The organism is Pilosibacter rotomagensis (assembly GCF_045062245.2).
Classification (GTDB): Bacteria; Bacillota; Clostridia; order Lachnospirales; family Lachnospiraceae; genus Pilosibacter.
The window spans coordinates 2265432-2285882 of record NZ_CM170323.1; the positions used below are offsets into that span (position 1 = coordinate 2265432).

Genomic DNA, 20451 nt, shown 5'->3' on the forward strand with positions numbered 1-20451 from the left:
TTCTCAACCTCAACTGTTTTTTATCCGATATTTACCTGCAGCATTTTATGGCTATCATTCTTTCTACCTTTTTGCGTGGATACCGTGGCAAAACAACGGATTTCGCCTTGACCAGCCAACATCATAGAACGATTGTGGCTCACTTCCTGAATCAGGGAAAGTGGAATGATTTCCTTTTTCAGGATGCCCTAAGAAACAGCGTTGCATATTTGATCTACCGGGAGGCGACTATTTCCGGTCAGCCTATCTTTTGCATTGTGGATGATACGATTGCTTCCCATACAAAGCTTTCGTCACAGGCTTTGCATCCAATCGAAGCTGCGTATTTTCATCAATCTCATCTGAAAGGCAGACAGGATTATGGGCACCAGATCGTGTCCGTCATGCTTTCTGCAATGGAATCACTCTGAATTATGCCGTTATTCTGTATGATAAAACAAAATCAAAGATCCAGATCATACAGGATATTGCTGCAGAACTTCCTATTGCACCGATAGTTTCCTACTTCCTTTGTGACAGCTGGTATACTTCAGCCAAAGTCATGGATTGCTTTGCTAAAAAAGGATTCTACACCATAGGGGCTTTAAAAACCAACCGAATCCTCTATCCTTGCGGAATCCGTCAGAAAGCCAGTGCATTTGCCCTTCACTTGCGGAAAACAGATCCAAACATCAGCCTTGTGACCGTTGATAAAAGGCAGTTTTACGTATATCGGTATGAAGGGAATCTGAATGATGTTCCCAATACAGTGGTTCTACTGAGCTATCCAACACCATGTTTTGGGATTCCAAAAGCACTGCGGATCTTTGTTTCAACGAATGCAGCATTATCCACGCAGGAAATCCTGAGACTTTATACCCAACGCTGGCAAATTGAACTGTTTTTCCGACAAAGCAAGAAAAAGCTTGGTCTGGATAAATATCAGCTGCGTTCCCAAAAAGGAATCCAGAGATACTGGCTGATGATGTCATTTGTCCATTATATGTGTTGCACTTGCAAAGGAACCTATATTTTTTTACATATAGAATAACCAACTTCTTCCCAAACAGGATCCTTTAGATAATCTATTGCATCCGAAATAATAATAAGCAAATCCATATAGCATTTGGGTGATGATTCCTCTTTTTTATATAAACTCAAAATATACTCAAAATAGCCATCAATAAAGTTGACAGACCATTTCTGCGACTCACTACCTTTCATGAAATAACACCTACCTTTATAAATTTAGTCCAAAAGAAACCAACGATATCAGCCATGAAACTCCAAAATAAAAAACAAATGACATAATTCCAGCTGTATTAAAAAAAACTACTAATCTACTTTTTTCAGAAATAATTTTTTCTAATAATTTCTTTTTACAATAATACAAATGTAAAAGTATATTCTTCTTACTACAGAGCAATAGCAGGATTAAAAGCATTAAAAAGAGTCCTGCATTTAATAACATGGTTAAAACCATATTCATTGAAAAGGAAAACAATTTATTTTCCCACAAGAAAATCCCCAGATTATGAATAACATGAAAAGTAATAGCATACCATAAATTTCCTGTGAGGCAGACCAAAACACCTGAAAAAAAACCAATCAAAAGAAATATTAATAATAACCCCTGACCATGCATTATAGCAAACAGTATAGTTGTTGCTAAAATTGCAAATCCCTCCCCATAAGACTTCAGCTTAGACCATAGAATTCCCCGAAAAATCCATTCCTCTACCAGAGGTCCCAGTATTACACCTGTGAAAATATCTAAACCACTGTGTAAACTTTTATCATTCATCATTACGATGTCTTGAAATACTTTTGCATACAAAAACAAAAAGAATGCACAAAAAACATGGGATAAAAATATTACAAATGCCGTTAATAAACCTTTTTCCAATACGGATAATTCATATTTGTTTTTAGAATAACATGTATCCAGCAAAGACAACCTTCCCCATTTTTTCATTCCCACCCATACGATACCAGCCCAAAATATATAAAAAGCCATATTTTCAGCAAAAATCGGCATTATTCGCATAAGTATTAGCGAACCCAAATACGCAATCAATAAGATCCATCCTATTTTGCCGGCAATTATTTTTAATTCACATTTCCTTTGTTCGTCCATCGTGCATATATTCTCCATATAAAAATGTCCCATAATTATCCTCCTGGTTTTAATTTGCTCCTTGCAACTTTTAAGCAAAAATTATACTATAACTTATTAAAAAACTCTTCACGTTTCTTTAATGTTCGAATAGCAATCCTGATTAGTTGCAGATATTTTGCTTCTAAATTTCTCTTTCCAGTTAAGCGGTTACAGAGCATGTGGCATATTGAAAGCAAAATGTGTTGTTTTGTCTCAGTTAATGTAGGTGCAAAATACAATGCTTTTTTCAGGAATTGTAACTTTTCTTTTCTTTTTAAATAAATTGACAAACTTTCTTTTAATCGCTCATCAATATTTTCTATAGCTCCCTTATCCAGTTGGAAAAGTATCATTATCTTTTCCGATGTGCAAAGGAAAGTCATGACTTTAGCACTTTTATGAAATCTATAGCGTAGTTTTGTGCAATTTTTCAAATTTGCTCATTTATAGTATTAGAAAATATCTACATTTTTCATCGACAGTCAACATACCGGTTTTTATCTCTGGTGTCAAATCTAATATGGTCTCTTTATTTTCATTTTCTACAATAACATGGATACTTCCTTTTGAGACATCGCCATCCAACTTAAAAGTATATTAACGACTTTCGTTAAATTTTATTACCTTTTTTACATATCCGCTACAAGATGAAAAAGAAACTTCGCATTTATTTTTCCCTCTGAGTGAAACAACAAATAATAAGGCTCGTTTTGCGTTCAAAATCATATATCCGTTGACCCATAAAAAATAAAACAAAACCAACATTGAAATAAATACAATCGCTAATTTCATGAATTCACTCATGCCAACACCTCACAAAATTCAATTTTTCGCATCCAACCACTGTCTACCTAATTGCACCCCAGCCTGAGTATAAGTTTCTAATATGTCCTGCTTCTTTTCTTCAATCAGTTCCGGTTCAGCATCAAACAGCACCTCATAGATAGCCAGAGCGTTCTTAAAGTGTGTGGTAGCTTGCAGCACATCGCCGATTGACAGACAGATATTGCCCATAGCTTCTTGTACAACGGCATAATCACCGGACACATCAGAGTTAGATTCTTTGATGACACGAGACAGCCTTTGTAATGCAGATAACCCGAGGTACGGCTCACCCATATCCGTCAGCAGTACCGCATAATTGGTGATTTGCGGAATACTGTCATGATAAGGCGCCAAGCCGTATTGCTCAAGCAAGTGAATACCCGTTTCCATATGCTGCTTTGCCAGTTCCAACTTACTGGTCTGCTTATACAGACCGCCAAGGTTTGCATGGAGATTCGCTGCAAGAAGGGCGTTCTCTGCGGTCACTTCGGAGATCAGCGTCACAGCTTCTTTTTCCAGCTTGATTGCCTTTTCCGGTTTCTTCTCATTAGCGGCACGGAAGTCCAGAAGCAAAGCACGGTCAGAAACAGAACCAATGGTATTGTCTTTCAGCATAGAAGCCAGTTCTGTCAAAATCAATTCCATTCCAGATTCATAGCCATACTTCTGCATATACGGAAAGGAATCTTCCAAAAACCGGAGATAGGATGCAGTATCGTCTTTTTCAATCGAAGTCACGATATTATTGACCGTCTGGAACAACTGTTTGTAATAGGAAACTTCTTCGCCATGCCGTAGACAAAGTTCCTGCAAGCTGTTGAGCAGGGTGTGGCAGTTCCGGACAGAAGGCTTGGTTTCTGTAATTGCTACTTCCTGAATCATCGGATGCAAGGCAATCGAATGACAGGACTTTGTCTGTATGAATCCTTTTTCCACCAGATCGTTGATGGTATTCATATTCCGAAGCATCAACCAGCCTGCAAACACACGGGAACTGATACCGGTTGTCGGTACAAACGCCATGCTCCGCATAATATCCTGTTCATCACCGGCAAGCTGATACAAGGAAAACAATGTATGGATATGGTCATAGTAAGTTGCCTTGCGGCTCTGACCGTCCTTGGTGATGCCGATTTTATCATCAGCATCCAAGGATGTTTTTTCTTCTTTCAGCTTTTCCAGCAAATCCATCGGCTCCAGAATACCCGTTTCAAGCAGTCGAGCTGCCAGTTCTACCGCCAACGTGTGACTGTGAACCGTATCAATGATTTGTTCCAATACACTCTGGTATTTTTCTGCGTCCGAGAAAAAGCAACCGGCAATGGATAATAACGCCTGCTTGCCTGCAATTTCGGTTACTTCCATGGAATCGTAGTTATCAAATCTGCTGCGGGTCGTGAACAACATACGGCAGCGATATTTCATCACAACAGAAAGAGTGCTGTCCTGAGAAGCCGTAGTATTAAAATTATCTACAATAAACAGCGTATCTTCTTTCAATGTACGCAGGAAGCGATTGTGTTTGCGGAAGCGTTCCTGCTCGCTGTCATCCGGAAGGTCATCAGCAAAATCCATATCCGCTATATCCTGCATCAGATTACCGGTATAGGTCAGATACAGAACATTGGTGTATTCCTTGCGGTGCTGCTTTGCATAGGCTTTTGCCAGTTCGCTCTTACCGATACCGGCGATGCCATGAAGAAATACCTTTCCATGCTCCAATAACAATTCGTGAAGCATTTCCAGTTCTTTTTCACGTCCGCAGAAATGTCGGCAAGGCTTTGGTGCTCCTTCATCAGCAATGAAATCACTGAGAATTGGAGAAAGCTTTCCGTCAGCAAGGAGATTCTTTACCTTTGGGTCACGCTTGATAAACTCACGCTCCATGCCGAAGCAAAGAACATCCGCTATAAACGATGCTTCATCCTCTCGGCTATCACAAGGATAGTGCCGGGAGCATTCTTTTTTTACTCGTTCCGAAATGGTATCATCCTGCATTAGCAGTCGGTATACTTCCTGTGCAGCCATAGAACTATCATACATTGAAAGCAGTACATTGTTTTCCAAATCTGCTGCCAGTTTTTCACGATTGCCATCTCTGGAATAAAACTGCGTTATTTTCGGACTGATTTTTGCCTGCCCGGTGAACCAGCGGCAGACCAATGCCATATCAAATGTAATCGTTTCCTTTGTTTGGGTAAACAAGGAGCTAAAAACATCTTCTAACAATGCAGTTTGGTTTGTATCGTAATCGTCGCTGATAAAGCGTCGAACAATGGTCATGACTGAACTGAAATCACATCTTTCCATAAACAGCCCTCCCTTCGAAAAGTAGTCAATTTATGGTCAATTGGCACTCAATGTGCCTTTGACAGTTTCTTGATAGAATGATATCACGAAAGAAGTTCCGAATATCTTACCTTTTATTATAGCATCAATTCCTATTTTTTGAAGTAGCAAAGCGGCTGCAGTAATGTGGTTATAGCGGACAACTTCTCTCTCATAAACTGAAATACCGAGGGAGGTGCGTGGTATCGCAAGAAAGAGTGCTCCAATCAATGTAATTGTCCATTATCCTAAAACAGAACAGGGGAAACGTGAATTGGCAGAGCGAGTAGCCGGTGTCCACGCAGATATGGTCAATCAGTATATCAAAAAATTAAATTGTCCATCCGATCAAAAGGCGGAGTTGCTGGGTGCGGTTATCGCATCCGCAAAAAAGGAAGCAGGTGAGCAAACCGATTAAGGCCCCCTCACCTGCTTTTCTTATGCTTTTATTTTCCCTTTGAAATACTTGTTCCAGGAATTGATGTTCATTCGCTTTTGATGATCTTCCCATGCTCGAAGCAGATTAGGTGAAATTCCCATCAGCCGAGCAAACGGTTTCTTTTTTAGTCCCAAACTTTCACGATATTCTCGTATCATCTTTCCTTGTCCTTTATATAAGAAGCGATTGTAATCATCCAGCAGGTCATCCACCGGTACTCCATATAGCTCTGCCAACTTGTCCACAATCTCCTTTGGATAGTAGTCAACATATCCGACTTCAAAATCTATGTAATGTCCACGGCTGATACCGATCAGCTCTGCAACTTCCTTTTGCATCAGGCCCATGTGATGACGGCACCAACGGAGCCTGTCCGGTACATTGGGAATATCTTCGTAGTTCTGATACTGCTGATTGAACAGCTGTGCTTCCAAGATCTTGCGAGGGGCGATCGGTCGGAAACTATGGATATACATAGGTGCATACCTTACGCAGCCGTCCAAAGCAGAGCAAAGGATATACATATTCTCGGATACCTGTGCCAAAATACGCCATCTCGGTTCTTTTCGGCTCTGGGGATACTGGTTTGGAACCATAAACGCATCCGTGAGAGGATAGCATTTTCCACGCATTTGACGGCATAGGTCGCCAGTCTTGATCCTTTTTCCGCATTAAACGTATTGACTGCCTTGATCAGGCCGATGGTTCCAACTGACAGAAGATCGTCCGTCTCATATCCGGACTGCTGGTATTTTTTGACCACATGTGCGACCAGCCGAAGGTTCCGGCTGATCAGCACCTCTCTGGCTTCCAGGTCGCCCTCTTTGCAGCGTCTTAAGTATTCCCGCTCTTCCTGCGCGCTCAGTGGTTTCGGAAATGTCTTCAAAGAAAGCCGCCTTAAGCTTCATTACTTTATTTTATGCGGTGGACGCGCGGCGGGTGCTTTTACATCTTTTCCTTATTTTCTCCGCTTGCGGCCAGCTCATATCCCAGCTCTCTTCCCAGTGTCTGGGCTATGTCCTTCACCTCACAGGCTTTCAGCACTTTCTGCCTGCAAAGGCATAAAGGTTATCGTCTCTGTACCACATACCGCCCAAAATCAAAGCTGTTATTTCTTCCTATATGGAACAGTTCTCCTGCCAGAAGTTCTTCCAGTCTCTCCTCCGGAACCTCTTCGAAGATCACATATCCCTGAACTCCGCTTAATTCCATTCCTTTTCTGTGCGTGCTGGAATATCGTCTGACCGAGGTCTCTGCCGATCTCGCGTCGATGATCTGCGGCCACGTCTGCGGTTTTTCCAGTTCTGTCCCGATCTCATCGAAGGCGCTCATCATCTGGATCTTCCGGTGGATCGCGCGCCAGATCGCTTCCGCATCAAAACATTTCAGATCGATCCGGTCCTTCCGCAGTGCCAGAGGTCTCAGGAAATGGACCAGATAATCGCCGTTCTGCGCCGGCTGTTCTCCCGAAAGTTCCCATTTTCTCTTCCGGATATACTCTCCGACCGTGTGTACCCGGAAATGTTCCATATGGATCTCTGTATCATCCAAAAGCAGCTGTTCTTCTTCCGTGTAGACCGCCGCGATCTCAAACTTCGCCTGTTCTTTCCCGAGTCCGCATTGTCCGAGGCGCCAGAACGCATCCAGATACTGGGCGAACAGCGGGATATTGCGCCCGAAAAGCTTCAGGCGGAACACGAACCCGTGCCCCTCGTCCATCACCGTATCCAGATTGTCGCATTCGATCAGATACCCAAGACTCTCCTTTCCCGTCACATACCCGGGTTTCAGCCGCATCGGTGTGTAAAAAGCATTCCAGACCATGCAGTTGTCCTGAAACCGGCACGCTTCACAGTCCCGGTCCGCAATGCAGTTTTTCCGGAGCAGCATCTCCCCAAGACCTCCTCGCAGCGCGGAAACCTTGTTCTCCGGCACCGCGACTCTCTGATAAAATCTCAGACAAAACGTCAGCGTGATATACGGGATGTCCATCCAGGTCATGTTTTCCTCATTTTTTCTCATATCGTTACTCCTAATTTCTGGTCATATTTCAAAACAGCCAGTCATTTTTGCTGCTTCAGACAGAACCCTTTAGTATTCCCTGAACTGGATAAACTGAAAGACGCTCTTCTTCTCCGTTCCCGTCTTTCCATATACTTCCTCCACCACACGTTCACTGCAGGCAGCAACAACCCGTACCCCGGCTTTCTTCAGTCTTTCGATCACATGATAGCTGAGGCAGAATTCTCCCTGGCACATCACGCATTCCGGCTGCTTTTCAAGGATCATGGCTGCATAGTGTTCCGCCAGATCCTGAACCGCTTTCCTGTCTGCATGGGCGCTCACCGCCGGGAAAGGCAGGTCCTCGATCAGTCCGTACTTTTCTGCTTCCGTCTTCTGTTTTTCGCCCCACATGCTGCTCGGATGATTTGAAAAATTTATAAACATCTCTTTTTCTCCTTCTTTAACCGATATATCCTGGTTCCGGATCGGAACTCTGTACTTACATTGTAGTATAGGAATTTCACAAATATTTGTCAAATGCGTTCCTGGTTTCCAAATTACCCGCACACGGTGTCCTATCCATTTTCCCCTCCACTTAATTTATAAAACTAATTTTTTGTTTCTTTCCCTATTTATCTCGTAAAAAACTTGCATAATTATGTATTCAGAGTTATAATAATAAAGCTTTTTATAAAATTTTTATATTTTTCATAAAAGTATAATAATTCATGCACAAAATCAATATTAGAAATGGGAAGCCGAATGCAATACACAAGAGAGTCCGCGATCGAGCGGCTGTTAAAAAACTACGAACCTTTTTACGATATTCATATGATGATCAATGGCGATCGCTCTCCAATCACAGCCCGCTGCGATTTTTTTGAGCATTCCGGACAGTATGTCATCTCAAAAAAGGCAGAATTATGGTCCGCGGAAAACGAGGAATTTCTCTATCTCGTCAACATTCCGCATCTGACTTTAGAGACCTTCGAGGAATTAAAATCCGAGATCCATGCTGACGGCATGAAACGGATCCATGTCGGTCCGGGCCATATGGCTTCCTATATTACGGCAGTCTTTGTCTGCGATACCTGTGATGAGGACGCAAGGAAAGCCCTAAAAAAATGCCGTATTTACAAAAGTTTTCATTTTTCCCTGCATGGCTGGATGAATTTTCATGCGGCGTTGGTGGAGGTGGCTGACGGGAAGGTCACTTCAAACGCAAGCGGTCACCATGTTGCGAAAATTTTGAAAAAAGTATTATATGATACCAGGGGGAAAAGGTCATAAATCCGATGCAGGCTTGCCTGCAAGAGGTTTTTTGACCTTGGACCCCGCCAAAAACATGAATAAGCAGCCATTTTTCGCAGAAAAATGAGCGGATTATGAATGTTTTTGAGTATTGTGAGAGCATAAAGTGCGGAACAATACGGTATCAAAGGGGTCAAAAACTTTTGACCCCAACATTATTATATTTTAAAAGAAAGGGAGATAGTAACAATGAATTCATTAGTACTTCTCGTCGTCTGTGTTGCCATTCTTGGCATCGGCTATGTCTGCTACGGCGGCTGGCTGTGCAAGCAGTGGGGCGTAGGCGAAAGCAAAACAGAGACACCGGCTCATACAATGGCAGACGGTGTTGACTATGTACCGGCAAAAGCCCCGGTTCTGATGGGACACCATTTCTCATCCATCGCAGGTGCAGGACCGATCACAGGACCGATCGGCGCCGCTATGTTCGGATGGCTTCCGGTGACCTTATGGATCCTCATCGGAGGTATTTTCTTCGGCGGTGTCCATGACTTCGGCGCACTGTTCGCATCTGTCCGCAGCAAAGGACAATCCATCGGAGAGATCATCTCCGCAAACATGAGCAAACGCGCAAAGCAGCTCTTCATCATCTTCTCTTACCTGACCCTGATCTTAGTCGTAGCAGCCTTCGCTTCGATCGTTGCTTCCACCTTCGGTGCAGTTTACGATGAGAGCGGCGCACTTGATATGGCGAAATCCGCGACTCCGGCAACCGTAGCGATGATCTCGATCCTGTTCATCCTGATCGCAATCGTATTCGGTTTCTGTGTATACCGCCGCAACATGCCGATGGGTATCGCTTCCGTATTCGGCGTTCTTGCGATCGTTCTGATCATGGCGATCGGAATGAACTTTCATCCGATCTACCTCTCCACAAAGGCATGGATGTGGATCGTTGGTCTTTACATCGCCATCGCTTCTGTAACACCGGTATGGATCCTTCTCCAGCCGCGTGACTACTTAAGTTCCTTCCTGCTTTACGCAATGTTAGCAGTTGCAGCATTCGGCGTCATCGTCGCTCATCCGACCTTCGACTCCACCTTCCCGGCTGTGACAAGCTTTGCAGTTGACAACGGAAACGGCGTTCAGTACATGTTCCCGGTACTGTTTACAACAGTTGCCTGCGGCGCGATCTCCGGTTTCCACTCTCTGGTATCTTCCGGTACCACATCCAAGCAGCTCGACAAAGAGACTGACGCGAAGCCGATCGCTTACGGCGGAATGCTCCTTGAGTGTGTTCTTGCAGTTTTAACTCTCTGCGCGATCGGTTATGCTTACAAGTGGAACGCAGTTCATCCGGATCAGGCATTAAAAGGCGCGACAGCGATCTTCGGCGGCGGTATCGCTCACATGATCGACGATATCATCCCGGGAAGCTACAGCATTTTAAACTCCTTACTGGTACTTACATATTCCGCGTTCTGTCTTACTTCTCTTGATACCGCAACACGTCTTGCGCGTTTCATGTTCCAGGAATTCTGGCTTGAGCCGGGTGAAACTGCTGCCGACATCAAAGAGGGCTGGAAAAAGGTTATGGTAAATCCGTACTTCGCTACGATCCTCACGGTTGTTCTTGGCATTCTTCTCGGCATGAACGGATATGGAAAGATCTGGGGACTGTTCGGAGCTGCCAACCAGCTTCTCGCGGGTATCGGCCTCTTAGCCGTTGCCACATGGCTCGGAAACATGGGCAAAAACAACAAGATGTTCCTGATCCCGATGGCATTCATGATCATCGTTACGATCACCTCCCTTGCACTCACAGTTAAGAACCAGATCGGCATGATTGCCGCAGGCGGCGCTGACTGGGGTCCGTGGGCACAGACGATCCTCGGAATCCTTCTGATCTTCCTTGCGATCATCCTTGTTATTGAAGGTGTACAGACACTGTCCAGACAGAAGGCGGCCAAGGCTTAAGTGCCGGGTAAATGATCAGATATTTTAAGAGTTAAAAAAGACACGTCATCCAGGTTTTAAGTGAAATCTGTATGGCGTGTCTTTTATTTTACCGGATCTTTTAATCCCGATTTTTCTGTTGTCTGTCAACCGTCCGCCTCTCCATATGCAGCTTTACTACGGAGTTTTTCTGCTACTTTCCAGCCTGCAAACTGGCTAAAACGTCAGATTTTTAAGGTGTCAACGCACCCAGGACTCATTTATCTTATTCGTTTCTGATCGCCGCCAGCGGACTTAATTTCATCGCCCGCAGTGCCGGGAAAAGTCCGGCCAGCATGCCGATGAGGACCGCAAAGACCACAGCGGATCCAGAAAGCCACAGCGGGATCCTTGAGATCGCTCCGGAGCCGCCGGTCATGCCGGAGAGACTGGCTCCCAGAAACTTATTGATCGCCGCAGAGACGCTGTAGCTTAAGCCAAGTCCCAGAACGCCTCCCATAAATCCGATAAATCCCGCCTCCATCAAAAACATCGTCCGGATATCTCCAAGCGCACATCCCAAAACCTTCAGCACACCGATCTCCTTCGTTCTCTCATAGATGGACATCATCATCGTGTTTGCAATTCCGATAGCCGCCACAAACAGCGATACAGCACCGATGCCTCCGAGGACCGCCTGGATCATATCCGTCTGCTGCTGGGCCTGTTCGAGCCACTGCATGCTGCTGTAGGCCTCGTAGCCCATATCTGTGATCGCTTTCTGGACCTCCGTCACATGCTCCATATCGTCCACATTCACGTAAATCATATTGTAGACAAAATAATTGTAGGGTTTTCCCTTTTTATTTGTCGGCTGTCCGGGGATCGGGTTCTTCCGGTAGATTTTTTTCAGCTGGGTCTTTAACAGATCAATATCCGTGTAGATCTGGTATCCATACTCAGAAAATCCGTTCTCACCGCCATCCACCAGAGCGCAGGCCGGGAAAAGATACTTTTTCTGGCTGCTTTCATCCCCGTTTCCCATATTCTGGAGCATGGTAAAAAACGGCTTGTGTATAAGATCCACTTTGGAAAGATCCTCGCCGTCCCAGCTTCCCTTTCCGGTCTTGCTGTTATAAAAGTTGTCGGAAACCATATTTCCGACGATAAACTCCAGAGTCGCCGCATTCTTGTCCGGAAGTTTTCCCTCCGCCAGCGGAATCTGTTCCAGCTCCTCTCTGGGCATTCCCACAATGTTCGAATATCCCTGATAAACTCCCTGCTTCAGATTCACATCTGTCTCCAGAATTGGGGACACACTCTTCACATGTGGGATCTTCGCAAGCTTCGTCACCGTGGCGTCCACGAGGTAATCGTCCTCGGACTGGTTCCCGTATCCGGAACTGATCTGGATCCTTGTGAGGCTTCCGAAGGAAGCATAGGATTCCACGGTATTTTCCTTCAATCCGATTCCCAGAGAGACCATGACTACGATGGAGGCCGTGCCGATGACAACACCCAGAACGGTAAGTCCCGTCCTGAGTTTCCGTCTGCGCAGGTTATTGATGCTCATGATGAGCAGATCAAAGAATCTCATCGTCCATTCCCGCTTTCTTCTTTTTGCGTCTGATGACCACAAGGATCACAGCTGCAAGGACCACTCCCACGATTCCCACCGGAATTGCGAGATGTTTCAGTTTATCCGTCGTGGACGGTTCCGGCTGTACATCGTCACTGTTCCAGGTATCGTCAACATTGCTTTCATCCATGCTCTGATCCTCATTTACCATAAGCTGGATCTCCTTCTCGACCGTGGAGACTTTTCCGTTCTCATCCTCATATGTAATGGAGAGTTTTACCTTTCCATCATCCGTGGTCGGGGCAATTCCGTTGATCATCGTATCCACGTTTCCGCTTTTTCCGGGTTCGATATTTCCAACATAAGCCTCATTCTTCTGGATAGAGTCTGCCTCAAAGACCGCGTTCACATTATAGAGCATGACTTTTCCGGTGTTGTTGATGGAAAACATCACGTTTGACTCTTCGCCTACAGAAATAGCATCCGGCATGACCTCGATGGTACCGGTATTTAACCGTGCCTCCTGCTTTAATCCAACCGCGATCTTTACGGCTTCCTTCGCGTTCTTGAATTCCGGGCTGTCATACTGCTCATTGATCGTGATCGTGTAGGAACGCTGTTCCGCTGTGGGACTTGAGGAAAATTTTATCGTCAGCGTGTCAGATGCTCCCGGTGCCAGAGAATTGACAACCACGGAGTTTGAACCGTTCACCGTCGTAAATACCGGACTGTCGCTCACTGCTTCCGACTCGAAGGTAAACAGGATGTTGCTGGCTGCTATACTGTTGGAAGCGTTTTTCATGCGCACCTTCAGCGTAAAATCCTGTCCGGCATAGATCTCCGCAGGATCCGTCTCAAAGCTGTCGACGATGATACGCGCCTTTGTTCTTTCGTTCTCGCCTGCTTCAGAATCCAGAGAATCAGCCTCGTCTTTTCCATAGACCCGCACATAAAAGGTATCCTCAACAGGAGCAGCAAAGTTTCCATTCTCGTTTTCCCGGTAACGGATCTTAAACTTGATCGGGTAATAGCCGGATTTCGCCTTTTCCCGCACCGCCATGCTGAACGGAACTGCCACCGTCTGATCCGGGTTCATATTTCCCATCTGCCGGTCATAATTTCCGTCATTGATCTCAAACGGAAACTTCGTGATATCCTCAGAGAGCTCCATATCGACGCGCACATCATAGGCAGTCTTATAACCGGTATTTCTCACGTTTACATCGAAATTCATGACCTCGGAATAGTTTGCAGACGGAGTGGACTGATTCTCGCCGAGGGCGAATGCTACTGGCTCGGAGCTGTCCTCATCTGTCTCGCTGGTTCCTGTTGTCTTCTTTGTCTCGATCCACGCCATTATGGTCTTTGCGTACTCGGAGGACATTCCGTCCTCGCCCTGAGCGCGCTTTGAGATATAGATCAGAATCGGATAATAGCCCTCTTCCAGACCTTTTTTTACATTGACATTCAGGTTGACGGTCTTTTTCGCTTTTTTGTTTACATGACCAACCTTGTAATGGCGGTTTAAGGAATCCGTCACCTCAAAGGGATAGATCGTCTTCATGGACTGGACGATGCTGCTCTCCTCGCTGTCGCGGTCCTCCGTCTTTGTGATCTCATCGGAATAATGGTTCCGGAAATCATCCTCGGAGGCGATCCAGATCTCTGTCTCGACCCAGTCTTTGTCCTCCATGTTCATGAGTGTCACGGAGACGGTTCCGTTTTTCCCGATATATAAGGTCGGCGTCTTTCCGATCACAAGGCGGACGGTATCATTATCGTCATCCATCCGGTATACCTGTGGGATCGTCTCCGCCGCTTCTGTTGTCTCCTTCGCCGCGAATGCAGTTGCCGGGACTGCGCCCATCAGCATACACGCAGCAAGGAATGTTGCCATCCAGCGTAATCCTTTTATTTTCATACTGTTCCTCTCCTCCTGGCTGTTCTATTTTAGTTATTTGTGCCAGCTTTCCATATTTTTGCGTTTATTCCAAAATTTTGTCGATTGTTATTCTGACTTTCCCTCTATCCGGTGTTCTTCTGCTTCCACAACTGTCTCTATTTGCTCTTCTGCTGCCGGATTCTTAGATTTCCCCTGCGCCTCTGCCGCCGCCTGCATGGACTCTTCTAACTGCACAAGATCCACCTCGTGGTGATTCTCCTCGATGCTCACGATCTTTCCGTCGATAATCTTAAAGATCCGGTCCGCGTAGGTCGCCAGATTATTGTCGTGAGTAACCATAACAAGCGTCTGTTTCTCCTCTCTCACGACCTTCTGCATGAGTTTTAAGACTTCCATCGTCGTCTTCGAATCCAGGTTTCCCGTGGGCTCGTCCGCGAAGATGATCTGCGGGTTCATCGCCAGGGCTCTCGCGATTCCGACTCGCTGCTGCTGTCCGCCGGACATCTGGTTCGGCATGTGGGTCATAAATTTTTCAAGTCCCACAAGCTTTAAATACTGCTTCGCCCGCTTGATCCTCGCTGTCCTCGGCATTCCCCGAAACGATAACGGCAAAGCCACATTTTCCACCGCATCCATCGTCCCGATCAGGTTGTAGGACTGAAAGATAAATCCGACCCGCTCCCTGCGGAATGTTACAAGCTGTTTCTCATTCAGCTTTTCGATATGTTTTCCGGCGATCACGATCTCGCCCTTTGTCGGATGTTCCAGTCCCGCCAGCATATTTAAAAGTGTCGATTTTCCGGATCCGGACGGTCCTGTGATCGCGCAGAACTCGCCTTTGTGGATCTCAAAGCTGACCCCGTTCAGCGCATACACTTTTTCTTCGCCCATGCGGTATACCTTGTACAGATCCTTTACCCGGATCACCGCTTCGTCGCTCTGCTGCATCCGTCCGCCTCCTTTTTCTACAATTTTTACACAGCATTCTTTTCCGCCGCGCCTGTCATTTCTGACGTTTCATCTTGACGTCAAAGTTCTTTTTGTACCTCAAGTATACTGTCTGCATCATGTTCTGACTATATAAAATTACTTAATTATTCTTACAATTTCTTACCATATTTCAGATTGGCGAAATCCATGATGATTCCTGTCTGTTTTAAGATCATCTGTTCAGAAAGTTTCTTCCTGTGAAAAGCAATTCTTACAGATCAGAAATATGACCTGTCACATTCGGGCTCTTTGTGCAGTCTCCAGCGAAGACCTTCCTCTTCGTACAAGTGTACATCTCTCATACATTGCATTTTTTGTGCAGCGGGAAATTCCTTTGAAATTTTCTGTCATAGAAAAAGGAACTCTGTCCATTTTTTCAAACTTCCAGAATTCCCTTGTATCCCTGCACTATTCTGATTTCTCCACAGCCGGATCCTCCGTCATCGGGGACTCCGTGTTTTCCTCATCTGGCTCCGCGCTTTGCAGATTCTCCTGCTCATCCTCTTTCCCGCCGGAAAGTCTTCTCCGGAACTCCTTCAGATACTCCTCCAGCGACACATACTGTCCATTATTCACCCGGTAGGACGGATTCCACATCCTCACAACGCGGACAGCCGCCTCATCTTTCTTTGCCTCTTTTATCGGACGGTATTCCCGGTCTGCAAAAAAGACATCTCCCTGGATCAGATCTTTCCATTTCATGTAGATCTCCCGGTTCTTTTTCTGTTTCTTATTCTGGAACACTTCCATCACGATCAGGCGGAAGAGATCCTCTCCGCAGCAGACCACGGTCTTCGGGTTTAAAAGCCGGATCTGCTTCTTGATAAACTCCATATAGTACTGACCATAATCCAGGCTGACCTCATCGGCCGCGCCCTTTCCGCCGCGCTTATTGAGATAGAGGACCGCCGCCTTCTCGCGGAGCTTTTTCCCGGTAAGTCTGCACTCTTCCCCCGGATGACGTTCCTCCCAGAGGACCTTCTGCATGCCAGTGAGATACTCCAGATATTCCACCCGGCCAGACGGACTCTTTCCGGAGAGAAAGTCGCCCCGGATATCCGAGACCACCGGCATCGTCTCGCCTTTCTGGATCATTTTCCGCATGTTCGTCTCTTTTAATATATAAAGGGTCCCGTCATAGTGCACCTGGTCCACGATTCCGTCAATATGAAAATTTCTCTGATCCAGTTCCGGATAACAGGTCTTTCCGTCCGGATCTTCCTCCATCTGCTGCATCAGCTCCCACAGCACATAAAGTTCCTCCAGGGAGCGGCATTTTGCGACCTGACCTTCCAAGATGATCTGCTCCATCGTCTTTTTCATGGTTCCTCCAACGATCCGTTCTGCCCGGTGCGCCTTCGCTCCGGCTTCCTTTTTCCCGGAAACACAGGCCTTCCAGAGGCATCCGCTTATTTTTCTTTTGTGCATTGCACTCACTGATCTTCATTTTATCATAATTTTCTTCAAAAAAATAGTGGAAATTCCACTCCGGATTCGCTATAATAATAAAAATGTTATCGTTCCTGCACTGCATGAACGATAACAGATTTTGCCGATGCTTCGCATTCCGAATCGGCAAAATCCACTCCCCCTACTATAACTGTACGGAATTTTCAGTTCAGAAAATTCCTACCCAGCATGGTAACGCAAAACACTTGGAAGGAGATTACAAACATCATGAGACACATGTTAAATCCTCTTGACTTTTCTCTTGAGGAGACGGACAATCTCTTAGAGCTTGCCGCCGACATTGAGAAAGACCGTTCCCGATACGCACACGTGTGTGACGGAAAGAAATTAGCAACCCTTTTCTATGAGCCAAGCACAAGAACCCGTTTAAGTTTTGAAGCGGCCATGTTAAACCTCGGAGGTTCCGTTCTCGGTTTTGCTTCCGCCGATTCCAGTTCCGCGACCAAGGGTGAAAGTGTTTCCGATACAATTCGTGTTATTTCCTGTTACGCAGATATCTGCGCAATGAGACATCCAAAAGAAGGCGCAGCCTATGTTGCCTCCACCAAATCTTCGATTCCTGTTATCAATGCCGGAGACGGCGGTCATCAGCATCCCACACAGACTTTAACTGATTTATATACGATCCGTTCCTTAAAGGGCAGACTTTCTAATATGACGGTCGGACTCTGCGGAGATTTAAAATTTGGCCGCACGGTCCACTCTCTGATCAATGCACTCTCCCGCTATGAGGGGATCCGCTTTATCCTGATCTCCCCGCCGGAGTTAAAAGTTCCGGATTACATAAAGGAGAGCGTTCTCGACGCGAAAAACATCGAATACAGAGAGACAACAAGCCTGGATGATGCGATCGCCGACCTCGATATCCTCTACATGACAAGAGTCCAGAAGGAACGTTTCTTCAACGAGGAAGACTACATCCGCATGAAGGACTGCTACATTCTCGACAAAGAAAAGATGAAACTCGCAAAACCGGATATGTACGTTCTGCACCCGCTCCCGCGTGTCAATGAGATTTCCGTCGAAGTCGATGATGATCCGCGTGCCGCATACTTTAAACAGGTCCAGAACGGCGTATATGTCCGTATGGCTCTCATTATGACATTACTGGAGGTAGAAAAACCATGTTAAATATCAGCGGAATCCGGGAAGGTGTTGTCCTTGACCATATCCAGGCAGGAAAAAGTATGGATATCTACCGCTACCTGCGTTTAGGCGAGCTGGACTGCACCGTCGCAATCATCAAGAACGCGAAGAGCAACAAGATGGGCCGGAAAGACATCATCAAGATCGAGGGACCGCTCGACGCCATCGACCTCGATGTTCTCGGCTACATCGACCACAACATCACCGTCAACATCATCCGCGATGACAAGATCGCCGAAAAGCGCAGCCTTCATCTCCCGAAGATCTTAAAGAACGTGATCCACTGCAAGAACCCGCGCTGCATCACCTCGATCGAGCAGGAGCTTCCGCATATCTTCTATCTCGATGATAAAGATCATGAGGTGTATCGGTGCAGATATTGCGATGAAAAGCACAGTTAATTCCGCTTCCGCAGGTGACGAAGTGCTGTAAAACGCAGAAAAGAGAACCATCCCCGGCGATCCGCCGGGTTTTGGTTCTCTTTTTTTCTATCTTTCTTTCATTATAATCTCGCGATCACAGCATCCACATACTCTTCTGTAGATGCCTCACCATGGAGATCTCTTGTCAGGTGCTTTCCTTCTGCAAGGACCTCATCCACTGCTTTTCGGATGCGGGATGCTGTCTCATTTTCACCAAGATACTCAAGCATCATGCATGCGGACCACAGGAACGCCGTCGGATTTGCAAGGTGCTTTCCGGCAATATCCGGAGCACTTCCGTGAACGGCTTCGAACATTGCATAGTCGGCACCAATGTTGCTGGACGGTACAAGACCAAGGCCGCCGATCAGACCGCTGCAAAGGTCGGAGAGAATGTCGCCGTAGAGGTTCTGCATTACCATCACATCAAACTGGTTCGGGTTCATGACGAGCTGCATGCAGGTGTTGTCGATGATCTTGTCATCAGCCTCGATTTCCGGGTAATCCTTTGCAACTTCACGGAAGATCGCGAGGAACATGCCGTCAGACATCTTGAGGATGTTTGCCTTGTGAACGCAGGTAACTTTCTTTCTGCCGTTCTTCTTCGCGTACTCGAAGGCGTCGCGGATGATGCGCTCAGATGCTTTCTTGGTAACGATCTTGATCGCGTGAACCGTGTTCTCATCGATCTGTTCTTCTTTTCCGACATACAGACCTTCGGTGTTCTCACGGAAGATCACGATATCCACGTTCTTAAACGGAGTTTTTACCGCATCATTGGACTTTACCGGGCGGATATTCGCGTAGAGGTCATACTTGCCTCTAAGGGTAACGTTTAAGGAACGGAATCCCTTTCCAACCGGGGTCGTGATCGGGGACTTTAAGAGAACTTTTGTGCGCTCGAAGGAAGCATACGCCTCGTCCGGAATCAGGGCACCGTTTCTCTTCCACTCATCCTCGCCGACATTGTAGATCTCATACTCAAGCGGCGCTTTTGCTGCCTCTAAGATCTTTAAGACATTGTCCACTAACTCCGGACCAATTCCATCGCCGCGAAATACTGTTACTGTGTGTTTCATGTTAAAACTCCTCCTGATTTTTAAATTCCCAGCAGACCTGCCGGTATTGTATGTGTCATATGGTATACCTGCTCTTCGGGGATCCCATGATCAAGCAGGTATTGCATATATTCTTCAATTGCAAGCTCCCAGTGCGGATTTTCTGTCTGGCCGCCGTCTGTGTCGACCATGACATTTTTGTATCCGACTTCTTTGATGATCTCAAGGTTATCCGGCAGATTGCTTTTATATATTCCGCCTCCCATGTTCTGGGCATAACAGCGCTCCAGGATCACATCGTAGTCCTTTACCATGCGGATCTGTTCTTCAACGCTCATGTCAACGACCCACCATTCCGGATGGGTGACTACGATCTTCTTCACCCCAAGGTTTCTGGCCGCTTCCACCACCGTGAAAGATTCCTCCGGCGAGATGTGCGCCGTTCCGAGAACCGCGTCATAGTCACGGACAAGATCCAGAATCGTTTTCAGCTCCGGAACGATCGTCCCGTCTTTTATGACCTCCACGCACCGGCTCGTGTCCTGCTTCATCTTCTCCAGATGGTTCTTTGCCGACTGGGTCGGAAGCCAGACGACCTTTGCGCCCATGCGGAGTGCCACGTCAACGGCCTTCGGATTCATTCCGCCGACCACCCGGTTCAGCGTGATCCCGCCGAACATCGTGAAGTCGTTCATCTTCCCATGTACGATCTCGTTGTGGCGGTTACAGAGATATGCCCGGTCCACCGTCGATCCCTGATGAGTCTTGATCACGATCGCCCGCGCGCCTACACGGATCGCCGCTTCCATCAGTTCAAAGTCATCATAGGCACGAAGGCGCAGATCCGGATTTGTATGAACATGCATGTCGATAACGCCCTTCATAAGATCCATTTTCATCTGCTTTGTCCCTCTCTGATCATTTTTTACTGTTGCTTTCTTACGGGAATCATTTTATACTAAAT

Annotated in this window: 19 protein-coding genes and 1 pseudogene; 7 read left to right on the forward strand and 13 right to left on the reverse strand. The window is 46.2% G+C overall.

The window, feature by feature from the left end:
* Nucleotides 1–47 precede the first annotated feature (47 nt).
* Both ACI3EW_RS10100 and ACI3EW_RS10105 read left to right on the forward strand, forming a co-directional pair.
* Complete coding sequence (locus ACI3EW_RS10100) at nucleotides 48–410, forward strand: hypothetical protein (protein WP_117566377.1); 363 nt, start codon at nucleotides 48–50, stop codon at nucleotides 408–410.
* Between the two features lie 14 nt (nucleotides 411–424).
* Nucleotides 425–1030, forward strand: a complete 606-nt coding sequence (locus tag ACI3EW_RS10105) for a transposase (RefSeq protein ID WP_233430194.1) — start codon at nucleotides 425–427, stop codon at nucleotides 1028–1030.
* Nucleotides 1031–1219: 189 nt separating this feature from the next.
* Here the strand turns inward: ACI3EW_RS10105 and ACI3EW_RS10110 are convergent, their stop codons facing one another.
* The 3 genes from ACI3EW_RS10110 to ACI3EW_RS10120 all read right to left on the reverse strand — a co-directional run bounded on the left by ACI3EW_RS10110 (nucleotide 1220) and on the right by ACI3EW_RS10120 (nucleotide 5272).
* A complete protein-coding gene (locus tag ACI3EW_RS10110; protein ID WP_117504970.1) occupies nucleotides 1220–2149 on the reverse strand; it encodes a CPBP family intramembrane glutamic endopeptidase in 930 nt (309 codons plus the stop codon).
* A 53-nt stretch (nucleotides 2150–2202) separates the two neighbouring features.
* A complete protein-coding gene (locus tag ACI3EW_RS10115; RefSeq protein ID WP_107000094.1) occupies nucleotides 2203–2490 on the reverse strand; it encodes a hypothetical protein in 288 nt (95 codons plus the stop codon).
* A gap of 469 nt (nucleotides 2491–2959) precedes the next feature.
* Nucleotides 2960–5272 carry an NB-ARC domain-containing protein gene (locus ACI3EW_RS10120; protein WP_117515771.1) on the reverse strand — a complete coding sequence of 771 codons (2313 nt, stop codon included), beginning with the start codon at nucleotides 5270–5272 and terminating at the stop codon, nucleotides 2960–2962.
* A gap of 292 nt (nucleotides 5273–5564) precedes the next feature.
* Here ACI3EW_RS10120 and ACI3EW_RS10125 point away from each other — a divergent pair, with 292 nt between their 5' ends.
* Nucleotides 5565–5708: a hypothetical protein gene (locus tag ACI3EW_RS10125; RefSeq protein WP_233430165.1), complete on the forward strand. Its 144-nt coding sequence runs from the start codon at nucleotides 5565–5567 to the stop codon at nucleotides 5706–5708.
* Nucleotides 5709–5728: 20 nt separating this feature from the next.
* Here the strand turns inward: ACI3EW_RS10125 and ACI3EW_RS10130 are convergent, their stop codons facing one another.
* The 4 genes and pseudogenes from ACI3EW_RS10130 to ACI3EW_RS10145 all read right to left on the reverse strand — a co-directional run bounded on the left by ACI3EW_RS10130 (nucleotide 5729) and on the right by ACI3EW_RS10145 (nucleotide 8177).
* Nucleotides 5729–6205: a helix-turn-helix domain-containing protein gene (locus ACI3EW_RS10130; RefSeq protein ID WP_158553078.1), complete on the reverse strand. Its 477-nt coding sequence runs from the start codon at nucleotides 6203–6205 to the stop codon at nucleotides 5729–5731.
* Between the two features lie 122 nt (nucleotides 6206–6327).
* Nucleotides 6328–6615 (reverse strand): annotated as a pseudogene (locus tag ACI3EW_RS10135) (sigma-70 family RNA polymerase sigma factor); the annotation flags it as partial.
* 182 nt (nucleotides 6616–6797) lie between these two features.
* The gene (gene cas6 / locus ACI3EW_RS10140; RefSeq protein WP_118529624.1) at nucleotides 6798–7751 is read right to left on the reverse strand and encodes a CRISPR system precrRNA processing endoribonuclease RAMP protein Cas6; all 954 of its coding nucleotides are present in this window, start codon (nucleotides 7749–7751) and stop codon (nucleotides 6798–6800) included.
* 69 nt (nucleotides 7752–7820) lie between these two features.
* Complete coding sequence (locus ACI3EW_RS10145; RefSeq protein ID WP_118296935.1) at nucleotides 7821–8177, reverse strand: CRISPR-associated protein; 357 nt, start codon at nucleotides 8175–8177, stop codon at nucleotides 7821–7823.
* 318 nt (nucleotides 8178–8495) lie between these two features.
* Here ACI3EW_RS10145 and ACI3EW_RS10150 point away from each other — a divergent pair, with 318 nt between their 5' ends.
* Nucleotides 8496–9023, forward strand: a complete 528-nt coding sequence (locus tag ACI3EW_RS10150; RefSeq protein WP_118529623.1) for a DUF8052 family protein — start codon at nucleotides 8496–8498, stop codon at nucleotides 9021–9023.
* Nucleotides 9024–9233: 210 nt separating this feature from the next.
* Nucleotides 9234–10961: a carbon starvation CstA family protein gene (locus ACI3EW_RS10155; protein WP_118529622.1), complete on the forward strand. Its 1728-nt coding sequence runs from the start codon at nucleotides 9234–9236 to the stop codon at nucleotides 10959–10961.
* A gap of 244 nt (nucleotides 10962–11205) precedes the next feature.
* Here the strand turns inward: ACI3EW_RS10155 and ACI3EW_RS10160 are convergent, their stop codons facing one another.
* The 4 genes from ACI3EW_RS10160 to ACI3EW_RS10175 all read right to left on the reverse strand — a co-directional run bounded on the left by ACI3EW_RS10160 (nucleotide 11206) and on the right by ACI3EW_RS10175 (nucleotide 16714).
* A complete protein-coding gene (locus ACI3EW_RS10160) occupies nucleotides 11206–12516 on the reverse strand; it encodes an ABC transporter permease (protein ID WP_215702687.1) in 1311 nt (436 codons plus the stop codon).
* A complete protein-coding gene (locus ACI3EW_RS10165; protein ID WP_215702686.1) occupies nucleotides 12503–14419 on the reverse strand; it encodes a COG1361 S-layer family protein in 1917 nt (638 codons plus the stop codon). Before ACI3EW_RS10165 ends, ACI3EW_RS10160 begins: the two co-directional genes overlap by 14 nt.
* Before the next feature lie 87 nt (nucleotides 14420–14506).
* Nucleotides 14507–15349: an ABC transporter ATP-binding protein gene (locus ACI3EW_RS10170; RefSeq protein WP_405580795.1), complete on the reverse strand. Its 843-nt coding sequence runs from the start codon at nucleotides 15347–15349 to the stop codon at nucleotides 14507–14509.
* 450 nt (nucleotides 15350–15799) lie between these two features.
* The gene (locus ACI3EW_RS10175; RefSeq protein ID WP_405580798.1) at nucleotides 15800–16714 is read right to left on the reverse strand and encodes a hypothetical protein; all 915 of its coding nucleotides are present in this window, start codon (nucleotides 16712–16714) and stop codon (nucleotides 15800–15802) included.
* Between the two features lie 354 nt (nucleotides 16715–17068).
* On the opposite strand from ACI3EW_RS10175, the gene pyrB reads away from it, so the two are divergent.
* Together pyrB and ACI3EW_RS10185 are read left to right on the forward strand one after the other, a co-directional pair.
* Complete coding sequence (pyrB, locus tag ACI3EW_RS10180) at nucleotides 17069–17992, forward strand: aspartate carbamoyltransferase (protein ID WP_118529617.1); 924 nt, start codon at nucleotides 17069–17071, stop codon at nucleotides 17990–17992.
* Nucleotides 17986–18408 carry an aspartate carbamoyltransferase regulatory subunit gene (locus tag ACI3EW_RS10185; protein ID WP_405580801.1) on the forward strand — a complete coding sequence of 141 codons (423 nt, stop codon included), beginning with the start codon at nucleotides 17986–17988 and terminating at the stop codon, nucleotides 18406–18408. Before pyrB ends, ACI3EW_RS10185 begins: the two co-directional genes overlap by 7 nt.
* Nucleotides 18409–18509: 101 nt before the next feature.
* Here ACI3EW_RS10185 and ACI3EW_RS10190 read toward each other — a convergent pair whose 3' ends face one another.
* Together ACI3EW_RS10190 and ACI3EW_RS10195 are read right to left on the reverse strand one after the other, a co-directional pair.
* Nucleotides 18510–19508 (reverse strand): isocitrate/isopropylmalate dehydrogenase family protein, encoded by a 999-nt coding sequence (locus ACI3EW_RS10190; protein WP_015554165.1) that lies wholly within the window; start codon nucleotides 19506–19508, stop codon nucleotides 18510–18512.
* A 20-nt stretch (nucleotides 19509–19528) separates the two neighbouring features.
* The gene (locus tag ACI3EW_RS10195) at nucleotides 19529–20380 is read right to left on the reverse strand and encodes a DUF6282 family protein (RefSeq protein ID WP_405580804.1); all 852 of its coding nucleotides are present in this window, start codon (nucleotides 20378–20380) and stop codon (nucleotides 19529–19531) included.
* Nucleotides 20381–20451: the final 71 nt, after the last annotated feature.

Excerpts from the sequence above, each read along its gene's own strand:
- ACI3EW_RS10100 (WP_117566377.1), top strand. The coding sequence starts at position 48 with ATGGCTATCATTCTTTCTACCTTTTTGCGTGGATACCGTGGCAAAACA.
- ACI3EW_RS10110 (WP_117504970.1), bottom strand. The coding sequence starts at position 2,149 with ATGGGACATTTTTATATGGAGAATATATGCACGATGGACGAACAAAGG.
- ACI3EW_RS10115 (WP_107000094.1), bottom strand. The coding sequence starts at position 2,490 with ATGATACTTTTCCAACTGGATAAGGGAGCTATAGAAAATATTGATGAG.
- ACI3EW_RS10120 (WP_117515771.1), bottom strand. The coding sequence starts at position 5,272 with ATGGAAAGATGTGATTTCAGTTCAGTCATGACCATTGTTCGACGCTTT.
- ACI3EW_RS10130 (WP_158553078.1), bottom strand. The coding sequence starts at position 6,205 with ATGTATATCCATAGTTTCCGACCGATCGCCCCTCGCAAGATCTTGGAA.
- cas6 (WP_118529624.1), bottom strand. The coding sequence starts at position 7,751 with ATGAGAAAAAATGAGGAAAACATGACCTGGATGGACATCCCGTATATC.
- ACI3EW_RS10145 (WP_118296935.1), bottom strand. The coding sequence starts at position 8,177 with ATGTTTATAAATTTTTCAAATCATCCGAGCAGCATGTGGGGCGAAAAA.
- ACI3EW_RS10150 (WP_118529623.1), top strand. The coding sequence starts at position 8,496 with ATGCAATACACAAGAGAGTCCGCGATCGAGCGGCTGTTAAAAAACTAC.
- ACI3EW_RS10155 (WP_118529622.1), top strand. The coding sequence starts at position 9,234 with ATGAATTCATTAGTACTTCTCGTCGTCTGTGTTGCCATTCTTGGCATC.
- ACI3EW_RS10160 (WP_215702687.1), bottom strand. The coding sequence starts at position 12,516 with ATGAGATTCTTTGATCTGCTCATCATGAGCATCAATAACCTGCGCAGA.
- ACI3EW_RS10165 (WP_215702686.1), bottom strand. The coding sequence starts at position 14,419 with ATGAAAATAAAAGGATTACGCTGGATGGCAACATTCCTTGCTGCGTGT.
- ACI3EW_RS10170 (WP_405580795.1), bottom strand. The coding sequence starts at position 15,349 with ATGCAGCAGAGCGACGAAGCGGTGATCCGGGTAAAGGATCTGTACAAG.
- ACI3EW_RS10175 (WP_405580798.1), bottom strand. The coding sequence starts at position 16,714 with ATGAAAAAGACGATGGAGCAGATCATCTTGGAAGGTCAGGTCGCAAAA.
- pyrB (WP_118529617.1), top strand. The coding sequence starts at position 17,069 with ATGAGACACATGTTAAATCCTCTTGACTTTTCTCTTGAGGAGACGGAC.
- ACI3EW_RS10185 (WP_405580801.1), top strand. The coding sequence starts at position 17,986 with ATGTTAAATATCAGCGGAATCCGGGAAGGTGTTGTCCTTGACCATATC.
- ACI3EW_RS10190 (WP_015554165.1), bottom strand. The coding sequence starts at position 19,508 with ATGAAACACACAGTAACAGTATTTCGCGGCGATGGAATTGGTCCGGAG.
- ACI3EW_RS10195 (WP_405580804.1), bottom strand. The coding sequence starts at position 20,380 with ATGGATCTTATGAAGGGCGTTATCGACATGCATGTTCATACAAATCCG.